Raw genomic sequence first — 12,519 nt, 5'->3', positions numbered from 1 at the left:
CCGCGCCGCAGCGCGCGGGCGCCGTGGAGCTGGACCGCCGAGTCGACGACGAACTGGGCCGCCTCGGTCGCGAACAGCTTCGCCATCGCCGCGCGGCCGCCGAGGTTCTGCTCGCCCGCGTCGTACGCGCCCGCCGCCGCGTAGACCAGGAGCCGGGCCGCTTCCGTGCGGGTGGCCATCTCGGCCAGCGTGTGGGCCACCGCCTGCTGCTTGATCAACGGGCCGCCGAACGCCTCGCGCGAACTCGTGTGGGACACCGCCGCGTCCAACGCCGCCTGCGCCATGCCGACGGCGAACGCGCCGACGCTCGGGCGGAACAGGTCGAGGGTCCGCATCGCGACGGCGAAACCGCGGTTCTCCTCGCCGAGCAGCTCCTCGCGCCGGACCTCGACGCCGTCGAACGTCACCGTGCCGATCGGGTGCGGGCTGACCAGGTCGAGGTGCTCGCCGCCCAGGCCCGGCCTGTCCGCGGGGACGACGAACGCGCTGACCCCGCGTGAGCCCGCCCCCGGTGTCGTGCGCGCGAACACCGTGTAGAAGTCCGCTTCGGGCGCGTTGGAGATCCACATCTTCGAGCCGGTCAGGCGCCAGCCGTCGCCGTCGGGCTCCGCCGCCAGGGACAGTGCCGCCGCGTCCGAGCCCGCGTCCGGTTCCGTCAGCGCGAACGCCGCCACCGCGTCGCCGGCCGCCACCGCCGGCAGCCAGCGAGCGACCTGTTCGTCCTTTCCGGACTGCAACACGGGGTAACTCCCCAGGCCCTGCAACGCCAGTGCCGTCTCGGCCTCCGTGCTGACCGTGGCGAGGTTCTCGCGCAGGATGCACAGGTCCGTCGCGGCCGCCTGCCTCGACGGCGTGCCCGAAGCGACGCCGGGGAAGAGCCGCGCAAGCAGGCCGAGCGCTCCCATGGCCTTGAGCAACGGGCGGTTGACCGCACCCTCCACACCGGACTCGGCGAGCGGGAGCAGCTGCTCGGCCGCCAGCTGCCGCACCTCGGCGGCGAACGCCCGCTGCTCGGGATTCAAGGCGAAAGTCATGAGGGAGCTCCCGGTCGCCAGCGGGCGTGGGCGGTGCCGGCCGGACCGGACCGGACGAGGTCGAGGCGCGGCTCCGGCCCGTCGGAGCGGCCCGTCTGCGGCTTGCGGCTGCCCGCGGCGAACGGCTTCGGCCACGGCATCGGGTACCCCTGCTCGGCCGCCGCGTGCAACGTCCACTGTGGATCATAGAGGTGTGTCCGGCCCAACGCGCACAGGTCCGCGCGCCCGGCCAGGACCAGCGAGTTGACGTCGTCGTAGGACGAGATCGCGCCGACCGCGATCACCGCGATCCCGTACTCCTCGCCGATCTCGTTGCGGATCCGGTCGGCGTACGGCGTCTGGTAGCTGCGGCCGTACTGCGGGCGTTCCTCGCTGACGACCTGGCCGGTCGAGACGTCGATGCCCGCGGCCCCGTGGGCGGCGAACGCGCGTGCGATCTCGACGGCGTCGTCCGCGTCGATGCCGCCTTCGCACCAGTCGGTCGCCGAGATGCGCACCGTCATCGGCCGCGAAGCGGGCCATGCCGCGCGGACCGCGTCGAAGACCTCGAGGGGGAAGCGCAGCCGGTTTTCGAGCGAACCGCCGTAGGAATCGGTCCGCTGGTTGGTCAGCGGCGAGAGGAACGACGACAGCAGGTAACCGTGCGCGCAGTGCAGTTCGAGGACGTCGAACCCGGCGCGGGCCGCCGCGCGAGCGCACGCGGCGAACTGTTCGCGGATTTCCGAAAGCTCCGATGTGGACAGTTCACGCGGGACCTGGTTGCGGTCCGAATAGGGCAGTGGCGAAGGCGCGCACACCTCCCAGTTGCCGGACGGGAGCGGCTCGTCGATGCCGTCCCACATGAGTTTCGTCGAACCCTTGCGCCCGGAGTGTCCCAACTGGACACCGATGCGCGCCGGCGTCTGCGCGTGCACGAAGTCGACGATCCGCTTCCACGCCGCTTCCTGCTCCGATGTGTACAGTCCGCCACAGCCGGGCGTGATCCGGCCTTCGGGGGAGACGCAGACCATCTCGGTCATCACCAGCCCGGCGCCGCCCAACGCCTTGCTGCCCAGGTGGACCAGGTGGAAGTCGCCCGGCACGCCGTCGACCGCGGAGTACATGTCCATCGGGGACACGATGATCCGGTTCGGCAGCTCGAGGCCGCCCAGGGAGAACGGCTGGAACATCGGCGGCCGCGACGTCGTCCCGAGCGAGCGGGCGAACCAGTGGTCGAGCTCGGCCGCGAACTCGGGATCGCGCAGGCGGAGGTTGTCGTAGGTGACGCGGCGGCTGCGCGTGAGGATGTTGAACGCGAACTGCGGCGGCTCCTGGTGCGCGTACTGCGCGATGTTCTCGAACCACTCCAGGCTGGCCTGGGCGGCGCGCTGCGTCGACGTGACGACCGGCCGCCGCTCCAGCTCGTAGGCCTTCAACGCCGCCGCCACACCGTCGTTTTCGTGCAGGCACGCGGCCAACGCGAGCGCGTCCTCCATCGCCAGCTTCGTGCCCGAGCCGATCGAGAAGTGCGCGGTGTGCGCCGCGTCGCCGAGGAGGACGACGTTCTCGTGCACCCAGGTCTCGCAGCGGACCGTCCCGAACGAGACCCACTTCGAGTTGTTCGCCAGCACCTGGTGGCCGTCGAGGACGTCGGCGCACAGCTCGCGGATCAGGGCGATCGACTTCTCGTCGCTCTCGCCGGGCTTGAGCGACGTCGCCGCGATCGGCCCGAACGTCCGCTGCCAGACGTCTTCGGAGACCTCGAGGATGAACGTGCTGCCCTCGCGGCCGTACGGGTAGCCGTGGACCTGCATGATCCCGGCCGGCGTTTCGAGGACGTAGAACTTGAACGCGTCGAAGACCAGGTCGGTGCCCAGCCAGATGTACCGGCACCGGCGGGTCTCGACGCTCGGCCGGAACGTCTCGGCGTACCGCGCGCGCACCGCCGAGTTGACGCCGTCGGCCGCGATGACGAGGTCGTACCCCGAAAGGTCGGCCGGCGCCTCCTCCCGGAAGTGCAGGCCGACGCCGAGCTCGCCGCAGCGGCTCTGGAGGATGCCGAGCAGGCGCTTGCGGCTCATCGCGGCGAAGCCGTGGCCGCCCGAGGTGGTCACCGTGCCGCGGTAGTGGACGTCGATGTCGTCCCAGCGGGCGAATTCGGCCTTCATCGCCTCGTGCACCGCCGCGTCGGCGTGCTCGATGCCGCCGAGCGTCTCGTCGGAGAACACCACGCCGAAGCCGAAGGTGTCGTCCGGCGCGTTGCGTTCCCAGACGGTGATTTCGTGGCCGGGACCGAGCTGCTTCGCGAGCGCGGCGAAGTACAGACCCGCCGGGCCGCCACCGATGACCGCGATTCGCACGCGGTCCAGGGTATGTCGTGACGACTACGACCGTCAATAACGCGAAAGATGGCGTACCGTGTCCCGCATGGAACGCATCAACCCGCCGGAGCTGGGCAAGCCGTCCGGGTTCTCGCACGCGGTGGTGGCCGAGGGCCGGGTGGTCTTCCTCGCCGGGCAGACCGCGCTGGACGCGTCGAACCGGATCGTCGGCGAGGGGGTCGTCGAGCAGTTCGAACGCGCGCTCGGCAACCTGCTGGCGTCGCTGCGCGCGGCCGGCGGGTCGCCATCGGACCTGTGCAGCGTGACGATCTACATCGTCGACATGGCCGACTACCGGGCCCACGTGCGCGAGATCGGCCGCGTCTGGAAGCGGCTCGCGGGCACGGAGTACCCGGCGATGGCGGGCATCGGCGTGTCCCGGCTGTGGGACGAGGCGGCTCTGGTCGAGGTACAGGGCTTCGCGGTGCTCAGCCGAGATTGATCGCCTTCGCGACGTACGCGCGGGCCGGCGTCTCCAGCTTCGCGTGCAGCTCGAAGAACAGCTCGGCCGCGCGGATCCCGGACCAGTCGCGGGGGAGGAACTCCGCGGGCAGGCCCGGGTCGAGGTAGGGCATCCGCCGCCAGCCGGTCAGCACGCGGACGTAGTCGGCGAAGGCCTGCTCCTCGGTCACGGACCTGCGGCGCAGCGCCGGGCCGTGCTCGTCGAGGAACGTCGTGTAGAGCTCGTCCAGCCGGTCGAGGTCCCACCAGTCGCGGACCTTCGCCGAGACGTCGCCGAAGGCCAGGTGCTCGGCGCGGAACAGGTCGGCGTACCCGGCCAGGCCGAGCCGGGTGAGCGCTTCCTCGGTGGCCGCGTGCAGGTGGGCCGGGGCGATCCAGACGCCGGAGGCCGCGGTGCCGAAGCCCATCCGGGCGAGCTGGGTGCGCAGGAGGTGACGCTTGTGGCGCTCGGTCTCGGGCACCGAGAACACCGCGAGCAGCCAGCCGTCGGCCGGGGTCGCGCGCCCGCGGCGGAAGATCCGCTCGTCGCCCTCGCGCAGGATCTCGCGGGCTTCACCGGACAGCTCGTAGCCCGCCGTCGCGTCGCGGCGGACCGCTTCGAGGATCCCGCGGCGCTTCAGCCGGGAGATGGACGAGCGCACCGCGGGCTCGTCGACGCCGACCGCGGCCAGCAGGTCGATCAGCGAGGCGACCGAGAGCCAGCCGCCTTCGGTGCGCGAGTAGAGGCCGTACACCGTCACGATGAGCTGGCGAGGCTGGGCGGACCGGCCGGAGCCGTCCAGTTCGGTTGCCTCGGGTACGGCCGTCATCGCGCCACGATAGCAACTCCCGCCCGGATCGCTCCGCTACGATTTCGCCGCGATGCTGCCAGCCACCAAGGGGATCTTCGACCGGCTCACCCGCCGGGGCCGCCTGATGACCAAGCGGACCTGCGACCGGCAGGGCCACGTGCTGCGCAGCGGGCGCTTTCTCTTCCGGACGCCGACCGCGTGGGAGTACGCCGCCGCCGTGGCCGGGGGCAGTGATCCGGCCGCGCAGCGGTGGCTCGGCTGGCAACGCGACTCGATCGTCGCCGAGCCGGCGCGGGCGGACGCGCTGCGGGTCGTGCCCGGCACCGGCCCGGACTGGGCGTCCCCCGACCCGCAGTCCGTCGACCTGGTGATGATCGACGTCGAGGCCAACCGCTGCGTCGGCCTGGTGAGCGTGCACACCGGCGAGGACGGCGGCCCGGAGACCGGCGGCTACCTCGCGCCGGGTTACCGCGGCCGCGGCTACGGGCGGGTGCTCTTCGCGGCCGGGCTGACGCTGGCGCACGACCACCTCGGGCTGGGGCGGGTGCGGGCCGGTGCGGAGGTCGGCAACGTCGCCAGCGCGCGGTCGCTGCAGGCGGCCGGGCTCGTCCGCGTGGGCGGCCCGCCGACGTACCGGCTGCCGGACGGCCGCGTCACCGAGGCGTGGTGGTTCCAGCACGACGTCCCGCGCCCGGCGCGGTGCGGCGGACCCCAGGCGACCTGGTTCCCGGTGTCGTCGGTGCTGTGAAACTTCGGTCCTGGCCGACGTTTTCCGGCATTAGCTTCGCCGTATGACTTCGCTTTCCGCTCCGGTTCCGCCCGTGCCCGTCGACGTTCCGCCGGGGAGCGTCGCCTGGTTGCGGGCGTCCGTGGCCCGCTTCAGCAACGGTGCCGACCACGTCCGGCGGCGGGCGCTCGCCGTGGAGCTGCTGGGTTCTCTTGACGTGGATCTCCTGCAGGACAGCGCTTTCACGCGAACCCGCCGGATCGTTTCCGGGGTCGAAGTCGTCGACGTGATGGCGCGGATCGCGCGGCCGGTGCCGGTCGGGGTGCTCGCCGAGGCGCTGGGCCTGCCGGACGTTTCGGCCGACGTCATCCCGGTTGCGGCGGCGTACCACCCGCACGTGACGCCCGACGCGGCCGCCGAAGCGGCGTTGACGCGGCTGATCGCGGTGTGCGGCGGGCCGACCGAACTGGCGGCGGCGCGGATCGGCCTGCTCGTCCAGGCCTGCGACGCCACGGCGGGCCTCATCGGCAACCGGCTTTTCGCGGCACTGACCGGAAAACCGGCCGAGCAGCCGGTGCTCGCCACCCGCCGCCGGGTCGACGGCTCCGACGTGACGGTGCCGCTCGCCGGGACGCCGTTCGGGGCCGGGCCGCGCGCGTGCCCGGGATCGCGGCACGCCCTCGCTCTCGCGGCCGGCGTTCTCGCGGCGTTGCGCGGTTTTCGCCTGACAGAAGCGGAAGTCCCGTGGGTTCCGTCGCCGAATCTCCGGATGCCCGCGGTGCTGCGGGTGACCCGCGGCTGAACTGCCCCGGCCTTCTGCTAAGACTTACCGCGTTCATTCTTTGGGGGAAGGCGGGGAATTGCTGTACTTCAACGGCCTGCTCGGCATCGTCACGTTCGGGTTGTGGATCTTCTGCCTGGTCGACGTGATCACCACGGACGAGGGGTCCTGCCGCAACCTGCCGAAGGGGCTGTGGCTGCTGCTCGTGCTGGTGGTGCCGCTGGTCGGCTCGATCATCTGGCTGGTGGCGGGCCGTCCGCAGCAGGTGGCGCGGGCCCGCGGCCGCTACGAGCGCGAGGCCTCGGCGTTCCCGGAGTACGACCGGCCGGGCCGCTTCGCGGCCACGAGCCCGGAGGACGACGAGGAATTCCTCCGCAAGTGCCGGGAACGCGCGGAAGCCCAGCGCAAGCTGGCCCGCGAAAAGCGCGGCGACGAATAACCGTGTCGACTGTCTGATCACGCGTGTCGACCCTCCCGTCACGCGTGTCGACCGTCTGATCACACGTGTCGACCGTTCCGGCCGGGCAGTCCGCGTGATCGAAGGGTCATCACGCGTGATTGAAGGGTCGACTCGCGTGATTGGGGGGTCGACACGGGGTCAGCAGGCGGGGCCGTCGCAGGTGCCGCGTTCGTAGGCTTCCAGTGTCGTGATCACCAGGCGGCGCTCGGCGGGGGTCAACGGGGTCAGGGCGTCGCTCCAGGCCTTGGCGCCGCGGGCGAGCCAGGCGTCGACTGCCGGGCGCTTGTCCTCGGCGATGCTGACGATCGTGCGGCGGCGGTCGGCCGGGTCTTCGTCGCGGTTCAGGACGCCCTGGCGGCTGAGGTCGCCGACCATCAGGCTCGCCGTCGTCGGGGCCACCTGGAGGCGGGTGGCCAGTTCGGTGACCGTCATCGGGCCGTCGAAGAGCAGGTACGACAGCAGCGACAGGTGCCGGGGCGCCAGCGCGCAGCCGTCCAGCTCGGCCGGCACCGGGGTGCGCTTCGCCCGGCCGACCAGGCGGGGCATGAGCAGCAAGAGCTGCCGGACGCCGTCCTCGACGCTCGGTCCGGGCTCCGTTGACACCGCCCACCTCCCGTCGGTAGTTTTGTTTGCAAAGCAAACTCTTCGGCCGAGCGTACCTCGCTCCCGCTCGAGCCTACCGGCCAGAAACAAGGGGATCCCATGACCACGCCAGCCGACATGAACGACTTCAACAAGCAGGTCGTCGAGGAATTCCGGGCCAACGAGGGCAAGGTCGGCAACTACTTCGAGGGCAAGAACGTGCTCTTGCTCACCACCACCGGCGCGAAGAGCGGGGCGGAGCGCCTGTCCCCGCTCGTCTACACCCGGGACGGCGACCGCTACGTCGTCGCCGCGTCCATGGGCGGCGCGCCGAAGAACCCGGCCTGGTACCACAACCTGGTCGCCAACCCGAAGGTCACCGTCGAGGTCGGCACCGAGAAGTTCGAGGCCACGGCCACCGTGATCGCCGACCGCGCCGAGCGCGACCGCCTGTACGCGGGCATGGTCGCGCACGCCGAAGGCTTCGCCGAGTACGAGACGAAGACCGACCGGATCATCCCGATCGTGGTCCTGGAGCGCTAGGACCCGACCGGCGCGGGCTCGTGCTCCGCCCGGCATGCGGCTCCCACGGGCCGCATGCCGGCGCCGACGGGTTCAGCCGTCCGACGGGGCCGGGTCCTCGGGCAACGCATCGGCCTTCAGGTACTCCGTCATCTCGTCATCGCCCCAGAACCACAGCCGCTGGCAGACCTTGCAGCGCACCACCCGCAGGGCCCGCCCGAACAGGAGCGTCGCGGAGAGTTCCACGTCGAACTCTTCGTCGGACAGGAGCCAGAAGGTGTCGTGCGGATCGTCATCGCGAAGGATGGTCCCGCACTTGCACCGTATCTTCGCCATCTAGGACGCGACGGGTGCGGGCGCGGGCTCGGCGCGCGTCTCGGCGGGCGGGGGAACCGCCTCCCGTTCCGCGCGCCGGGCTTCCTTGCGGGTGATCAGCCGCTTGCCGACGTCGATCAGCGGCTTCTCGACCCAGCGGTGGATCAGGTCCGCGATCGCCAGGCCGACGATGAACACCGTCAGCGCCGACACCGTCCGGTGCGGTGCGAGCCCCGGCACCGCCTGGACGACGGCGAAGTGCACCGGCCCCTGCAGCAGGTAGAGCGAGTACGAGCGCTCACCCACGAACCGCATCGGCGCCGTGCTCAGCAGCCAGCGCAGCGGGCCCGGGCTCACCAGCACGATCAGCAGGAGCATCGTCAGCCCCGCGTACGCCACCAGCAGCCACAGGTTGTTGCGGGTCTCGTGCCAGAGGTCGTCGAAGTTCGTGTGCAGCAGCGCGAACGCCGCGACGATCGGGATCGCCGCCAGCGGGTGCGTCAGCGGCTTCAGCAGCGTGTACCCGCGGCGGTAGTGCAGCAGGATCGCCAGCAGGCAGCCGCCCGCCAGGATGAAGTAGTGGATCGTCGAGCGGTAGATCGCCGTCTGCGATTCGTTCAGCACGAAGCCGCCGGTGGTCAGCGGGACCAGCGCCAGTAGCGCCACCATCGACACGCCGACCAGCAGGAACTTCCGCTTCGCCGCGCCGATCCCGATCGCGACCAGCAGGAACGGCCAGACCAGGTAGAACTTCTCCTCGATCCCGAGCGTCCACGAGCCGCTGAAGAAGTTGTCCGTGCCGGTGGTGGCCGCCGGCAGGAACTCGTTCAAGAACGTCAGGTAGTACTTCAGCGCCTGCGGGAAGTCGCGCGAGTAGAACTCGCCGCGCAGGATCACGAACGCGACGATCCCGCCGAGGATCACCAGGTACGGCGGCAGGATCCGGAACACGCGCCGGATGTAGAAGTTCGACAGCGAGATCCGGCCGGTCCGGTCCTGCTCACGCAGCAGCAGCGTCGTGATCAGGAACCCGGACAGCACGAAGAAGAGGTAGACGCCGACCCAGCCCGACAGCCACGTCCAGTTCGGCCCGCCGAAGTGGAAGAAGATGACCATCGTCGCGGCGAGCGCGCGCAGGCCGTCGAGCCCCGGGAACCGCCGCATGCCGAGGTAGTCCTCGTGGCTCATCGTGCGCAAGACGGTTCCCCTATCGGTGTGATCAGGCCGGCCGAGTATATGGCTCCCGATTCCCGGCCTTTTCCCCGCCTCACCCCGCCCGGAAGACGTTCCCGGCGTCGTACCGGCGCTTCAGCTCCCGGAGCCGCCGCAGGTCGGCGCCGGAAAACACGCTCTCCGCGACCTCCTCCGGCGCGTGCTCGCCGTAGACGAACGGCAGGAGACGGCCGGTCGTCCACGGGGCCAGCGCGTCGAACAGCTTCGCGTGCGCACGCCGGACCGCCGCGACGCCTTCGTCGCCGACCATCGACAACGCCCGGACGACGAACTCGGCCGAGGAGTCCCAGCCCACGCCCGGCGTCTCCGGAGTCCGGGCGAGCGCGCCGCCCAGCCGGTCGACGATCAGCACCGGCGGCGCGGCCGCGCCCGGGCCCGCGTGCTCGACGATCGCGTCGAGCATGGCGTCGTTGAGCTGGGAGACGGTCGCGTTGGTGCCGTGGTAGCCGTGCGGCTGCCGCGGCTCGGCCGCGATCGACCCCGACTCGGTGAACGGCATCCGCCGCAGCGTGTCCAGCAGCGCGGGCGCGACGGCCCGCAGCGGCGCGACGACGTCGTCGCCGTCTTCGCCGAGGTAGGCGATCCGGACCTGGGCGATGTGCCGGCCGCGCACGGGCTCGGGCAGCATCGGCAGGTCGGGGTACCGGACCATGGCCACTGACGTCGTCAGCGTGTCCGGCGCGGCCGCCGACCACGTCCGCCAGGCCCGCAGCACGGCCGGCACGTCGGCGCTGTCGAAGGTGAGGCTGCCGCCGTAGAGCTCGCCGACCGGGAAGAGGGCGAACTCGATCGCGGTCACGACGCCGAAGCCGTCCCGGCCGCCGCGCAGGGCCCAGAACAGGTCCGAGCCCGGCTCGACGTGCCGGAGCTCACCGTCGGCGGTCACGACGTCGAGGGCGCGGACGTGGTCGGCGGCGCGGCCGTACCGGCGGCCCATCAGCCCGAAGCCGCCGCTGAGCGTGTAGCCGACCACGCCGACGTCCGGGGACGAGCCGCTGAGCGGCGCCAGGCCGTGCTTGCCGGCCGCTTCAACGACCGCCTCCCACCGGGCGCCCGCTTCGACGCGGGCGGTGCGGGCCTCGGCGTCGATCTCGACACCGCTCATCCCGCGGGTGCTGATCAGGACGCCGTCGGTGCCCGCCGTCAGGCCGTGCCCGGTCGCCTGGACGGCGACGGGCAGCCGGTGCTCGGCCGCGTAGCGGACCGCGGCGACGACGTCCTCGGCGCTTTCGGCGGCGACGACGGCCGCGGGGGCCGTGGGCACCGACGTCTGGAATCCGGCGACTTCTTCGGCGTACCCGTCCTGGCCGGGGTGGAGGAGGTTCATGCCTCCAGCTTCGAGTGGAGTCGGTCAGAAGTCCAAGATCTGGTTTTTCTGCTGGCTAGAATCAATGCTTATGGAACTGCATCAGCTCGCCTACTTCGTCGCCGTCGCGGAGGAAGGAAACTTCACGCGCGCGGCCGAGCGGCTGCACGTGGCCCAGCCCGGGGTGAGCGCGCAGGTCAAGCGCCTGGAGCGGGAGCTGGGGCAGGAGCTGCTGGACCGCTCCGGCCGGACCGTCCGGCTCACCGACGTCGGCGCCGCGGCCCTGCCGCACGCCCGGGCCGCGCTCGCGGCGGTGCAGGGGGTGCGCGAAGCCGTCGACGAGCTGGCCGGGCTGGTCCGCGGGCAGGTCGCGATCGGCGTGGTGACCTCGGTGGGGCCGGTCGGGCTGCCCGACCTGCTGGCCGGCTTCCACGAGCGGTACCCGGCGGTGGAGATCACGCTCTCGGAGGCCAACTCCGACACCATGCTGGCGGGGCTGCACGAGGGACGGCTCGACCTCGCCGTCGTCGGCATCTCGACACCCCCGCCGCCGGGCATCGCGATCCAGGTGCTGCTCGACGAGCCGTTCCTCGCCGTCACCGCGCCGGCCGGCCCGCTGGACGGCCGGGCCGCGGTCGAGATCCCCGAACTGGACGGCCTGCCGCTGATGGCGCTGCCGAAGGGGACCGGCCTGCGCACCGCGTTGGACGCGGCTTTCGCCCGGGCGGGGCTGACGCCGCGGATCGCGTTCGAGGCGGCCGACCCGAACATGCTGGTGCAGCTGGCGAAGCGGGGACTCGGCGTCGCGATCGTGCCGGAGTCGCTGGCCCGGTACCACCAGGAGGAACTGTCGGTCGTGGGGCTCCGCGGGTCGGGGTTGCGGGGTGTGCTGGCACTGGCGTGGCGGACGGAGGGGCCGTTGAGCCCGGCCGCCCGTGCGTTGATCGCGTTCGCTCGGGCGGCTTACGACTCTTGACATCTCGTCAACAGGAGCGTTCCCTGAGGTGGGTGACCGAAACCGCCCTTCGCGACGCCGTCGTCGGCGCCGGGCTGCTGGCCGGCAGCGCGAACGTGATCATGCAGCTGTCCCGCGCGCCCGTCGGCCACGGCGTCGTGGAGAGCCGGGTCGACAGCGGCAACCTCTTCCGCCACCCGGTGAAGCGGACGCGGACCACGCTGACCTATCTGGCGGTCGCGACGATGGGCACCGACGCCGAGCGCGCGGCCTACCGCAAGGACGTCAACCGGGCCCACGCGCAGGTGCACTCGACCGCGTCGAGCCCGGTCGCCTACGACGCCTTCGACACCGACCTCCAGCTGTGGGTCGCGGCCTGCCTCTACAAGGGCTTCGAAGACGTCTACCTCGCCTTCGTCGGCGGCGAGCCGGAGCGGTTCTACGCCGAGGCCGCCGTTCTCGGGACCACGCTGCAGGTGCCTCCGGAAATGTGGCCCGGCGACCGGGCGGCCTTCGCGGAGTACTGGGCCGGCGGGCTGGCCGAGGTCGGCATCGACGACACCGTCCGCCGCTACCTGACCCGGATCGTCGACCTCGAGTTCCTGCCGCCGGTCTTCGCCGTGCCCGGCCGCCGGTTCCACCGGTTCGTGACCACCGGGTTCCTCCCGCAGCGCTTCCGCGACGAGATGCGGCTGCCCTGGACCGCCGCCGACCAGCGCCGCTTCGACGCGCTCCTCGCCGCGCTCGGCCGGGTCGTCCGCGTCCTGCCCGGTCCGCAGCCGCCACCGCAGATCCCGGAGGCAGAGGTTGAACGGGAACCGCCGCAGCGGCCCGGGCAGGACGCGGACGACCCGGCCGAGCGCGGCGAGGAGCGCGTCGAAGCGGCGCTGGTCGGCGGCGGTCCAGGGCAGCCGCATCTCGTCGCGGAAGCGCTGCGGGAGGAACCCGGTGGTCACGAACCGGTGGAACCGGCGGCCGGGCACGGCGAAGA

General features: G+C 71.9%; 13 protein-coding genes and 1 pseudogene. 7 read left to right on the top strand and 7 right to left on the bottom strand.

From position 1 onward, the window contains the following. Both CCN39_RS38155 and CCN39_RS38150 read right to left on the bottom strand, forming a co-directional pair. On the bottom strand, positions 1-1,034 hold a 1,034-nt coding region (locus CCN39_RS38155), incomplete at its 3' end, for an acyl-CoA dehydrogenase family protein (RefSeq protein ID WP_086850653.1). Then, on the bottom strand, positions 1,031-3,373 hold the full coding sequence (locus CCN39_RS38150; protein WP_086850652.1) for a bifunctional salicylyl-CoA 5-hydroxylase/oxidoreductase: 2,343 nt from the start codon (positions 3,371-3,373) through the stop codon (positions 1,031-1,033). The genes CCN39_RS38150 and CCN39_RS38155, both read right to left, overlap by 4 nt. A 67-nt stretch (positions 3,374-3,440) precedes the next feature. Between CCN39_RS38150 and CCN39_RS38145 the strand changes: the two genes are divergently transcribed. Further along, positions 3,441-3,836 (top strand): RidA family protein, encoded by a 396-nt coding sequence (locus CCN39_RS38145; protein WP_086850650.1) that lies wholly within the window; start codon positions 3,441-3,443, stop codon positions 3,834-3,836. On the opposite strand, the gene CCN39_RS38140 is transcribed toward CCN39_RS38145, so the two are convergent. After that, on the bottom strand, positions 3,823-4,665 hold the full coding sequence (locus tag CCN39_RS38140; protein ID WP_086850648.1) for a PaaX family transcriptional regulator: 843 nt from the start codon (positions 4,663-4,665) through the stop codon (positions 3,823-3,825). The genes CCN39_RS38145 and CCN39_RS38140 overlap by 14 nt on opposite strands. A gap of 52 nt (positions 4,666-4,717) precedes the next feature. Here CCN39_RS38140 and CCN39_RS38135 point away from each other — a divergent pair, with 52 nt between their 5' ends. The 3 genes from CCN39_RS38135 to CCN39_RS38125 all read left to right on the top strand — a co-directional run bounded on the left by CCN39_RS38135 (position 4,718) and on the right by CCN39_RS38125 (position 6,594). Beyond that, positions 4,718-5,395 (top strand): GNAT family N-acetyltransferase, encoded by a 678-nt coding sequence (locus CCN39_RS38135; RefSeq protein WP_086850646.1) that lies wholly within the window; start codon positions 4,718-4,720, stop codon positions 5,393-5,395. Positions 5,396-5,516: 121 nt separating this feature from the next. Then, positions 5,517-6,176 carry a cytochrome P450 family protein gene (locus tag CCN39_RS38130; RefSeq protein WP_086850655.1) on the top strand — a complete coding sequence of 220 codons (660 nt, stop codon included), beginning with the start codon at positions 5,517-5,519 and terminating at the stop codon, positions 6,174-6,176. A gap of 58 nt (positions 6,177-6,234) precedes the next feature. Then, positions 6,235-6,594, top strand: coding sequence for a PLDc N-terminal domain-containing protein (locus tag CCN39_RS38125; protein WP_086850644.1), 360 nt, complete (start codon positions 6,235-6,237; stop codon positions 6,592-6,594). A gap of 159 nt (positions 6,595-6,753) precedes the next feature. Here the strand turns inward: CCN39_RS38125 and CCN39_RS38120 are convergent, their stop codons facing one another. Next, the gene (locus CCN39_RS38120) at positions 6,754-7,218 is read right to left on the bottom strand and encodes a MarR family winged helix-turn-helix transcriptional regulator (RefSeq protein WP_086850642.1); all 465 of its coding nucleotides are present in this window, start codon (positions 7,216-7,218) and stop codon (positions 6,754-6,756) included. A 99-nt stretch (positions 7,219-7,317) separates the two neighbouring features. Between CCN39_RS38120 and CCN39_RS38115 the strand changes: the two genes are divergently transcribed. Then, complete coding sequence (locus tag CCN39_RS38115) at positions 7,318-7,740, top strand: nitroreductase family deazaflavin-dependent oxidoreductase (RefSeq protein ID WP_086850640.1); 423 nt, start codon at positions 7,318-7,320, stop codon at positions 7,738-7,740. A gap of 72 nt (positions 7,741-7,812) precedes the next feature. On the opposite strand, the gene CCN39_RS38110 is transcribed toward CCN39_RS38115, so the two are convergent. The 3 genes from CCN39_RS38110 to CCN39_RS38100 form a co-directional block, all read right to left on the bottom strand. Beyond that, positions 7,813-8,055 carry a DUF8617 domain-containing protein gene (locus tag CCN39_RS38110; protein ID WP_086850638.1) on the bottom strand — a complete coding sequence of 81 codons (243 nt, stop codon included), beginning with the start codon at positions 8,053-8,055 and terminating at the stop codon, positions 7,813-7,815. Next, positions 8,056-9,222 (bottom strand): acyltransferase family protein, encoded by a 1,167-nt coding sequence (locus tag CCN39_RS38105; RefSeq protein ID WP_208630577.1) that lies wholly within the window; start codon positions 9,220-9,222, stop codon positions 8,056-8,058. Positions 9,223-9,301: 79 nt separating this feature from the next. Further along, positions 9,302-10,594, bottom strand: coding sequence for an FAD-binding oxidoreductase (locus CCN39_RS38100; protein WP_086850634.1), 1,293 nt, complete (start codon positions 10,592-10,594; stop codon positions 9,302-9,304). Between the two features lie 70 nt (positions 10,595-10,664). Between CCN39_RS38100 and CCN39_RS38095 the strand changes: the two genes are divergently transcribed. Both CCN39_RS38095 and CCN39_RS38090 read left to right on the top strand, forming a co-directional pair. After that, the gene (locus tag CCN39_RS38095; RefSeq protein ID WP_086850632.1) at positions 10,665-11,549 is read left to right on the top strand and encodes a LysR family transcriptional regulator; all 885 of its coding nucleotides are present in this window, start codon (positions 10,665-10,667) and stop codon (positions 11,547-11,549) included. Between the two features lie 32 nt (positions 11,550-11,581). Beyond that, a pseudogene (locus CCN39_RS38090) lies at positions 11,582-12,304 on the top strand (oxygenase MpaB family protein); the annotation flags it as partial. Positions 12,305-12,519: the final 215 nt, after the last annotated feature.

The organism is Amycolatopsis kentuckyensis, from assembly GCF_002155975.1.
GTDB classification, from domain to species: Bacteria; Actinomycetota; Actinomycetes; order Mycobacteriales; family Pseudonocardiaceae; genus Amycolatopsis; species Amycolatopsis kentuckyensis.
The sequence above is the reverse complement of the archived record's forward strand: the minus strand, read 5'-3'. Positions and strand labels throughout refer to the sequence as shown.

Excerpts from the sequence above, each read along its gene's own strand:
- CCN39_RS38145 (WP_086850650.1), top strand. The coding sequence starts at position 3,441 with ATGGAACGCATCAACCCGCCGGAGCTGGGCAAGCCGTCCGGGTTCTCG.
- CCN39_RS38110 (WP_086850638.1), bottom strand. The coding sequence starts at position 8,055 with ATGGCGAAGATACGGTGCAAGTGCGGGACCATCCTTCGCGATGACGAT.
- CCN39_RS38105 (WP_208630577.1), bottom strand. The coding sequence starts at position 9,222 with ATGAGCCACGAGGACTACCTCGGCATGCGGCGGTTCCCGGGGCTCGAC.
- CCN39_RS38115 (WP_086850640.1), top strand. The coding sequence starts at position 7,318 with ATGACCACGCCAGCCGACATGAACGACTTCAACAAGCAGGTCGTCGAG.
- CCN39_RS38135 (WP_086850646.1), top strand. The coding sequence starts at position 4,718 with ATGCTGCCAGCCACCAAGGGGATCTTCGACCGGCTCACCCGCCGGGGC.
- CCN39_RS38140 (WP_086850648.1), bottom strand. The coding sequence starts at position 4,665 with ATGACGGCCGTACCCGAGGCAACCGAACTGGACGGCTCCGGCCGGTCC.
- CCN39_RS38100 (WP_086850634.1), bottom strand. The coding sequence starts at position 10,594 with ATGAACCTCCTCCACCCCGGCCAGGACGGGTACGCCGAAGAAGTCGCC.
- CCN39_RS38095 (WP_086850632.1), top strand. The coding sequence starts at position 10,665 with ATGGAACTGCATCAGCTCGCCTACTTCGTCGCCGTCGCGGAGGAAGGA.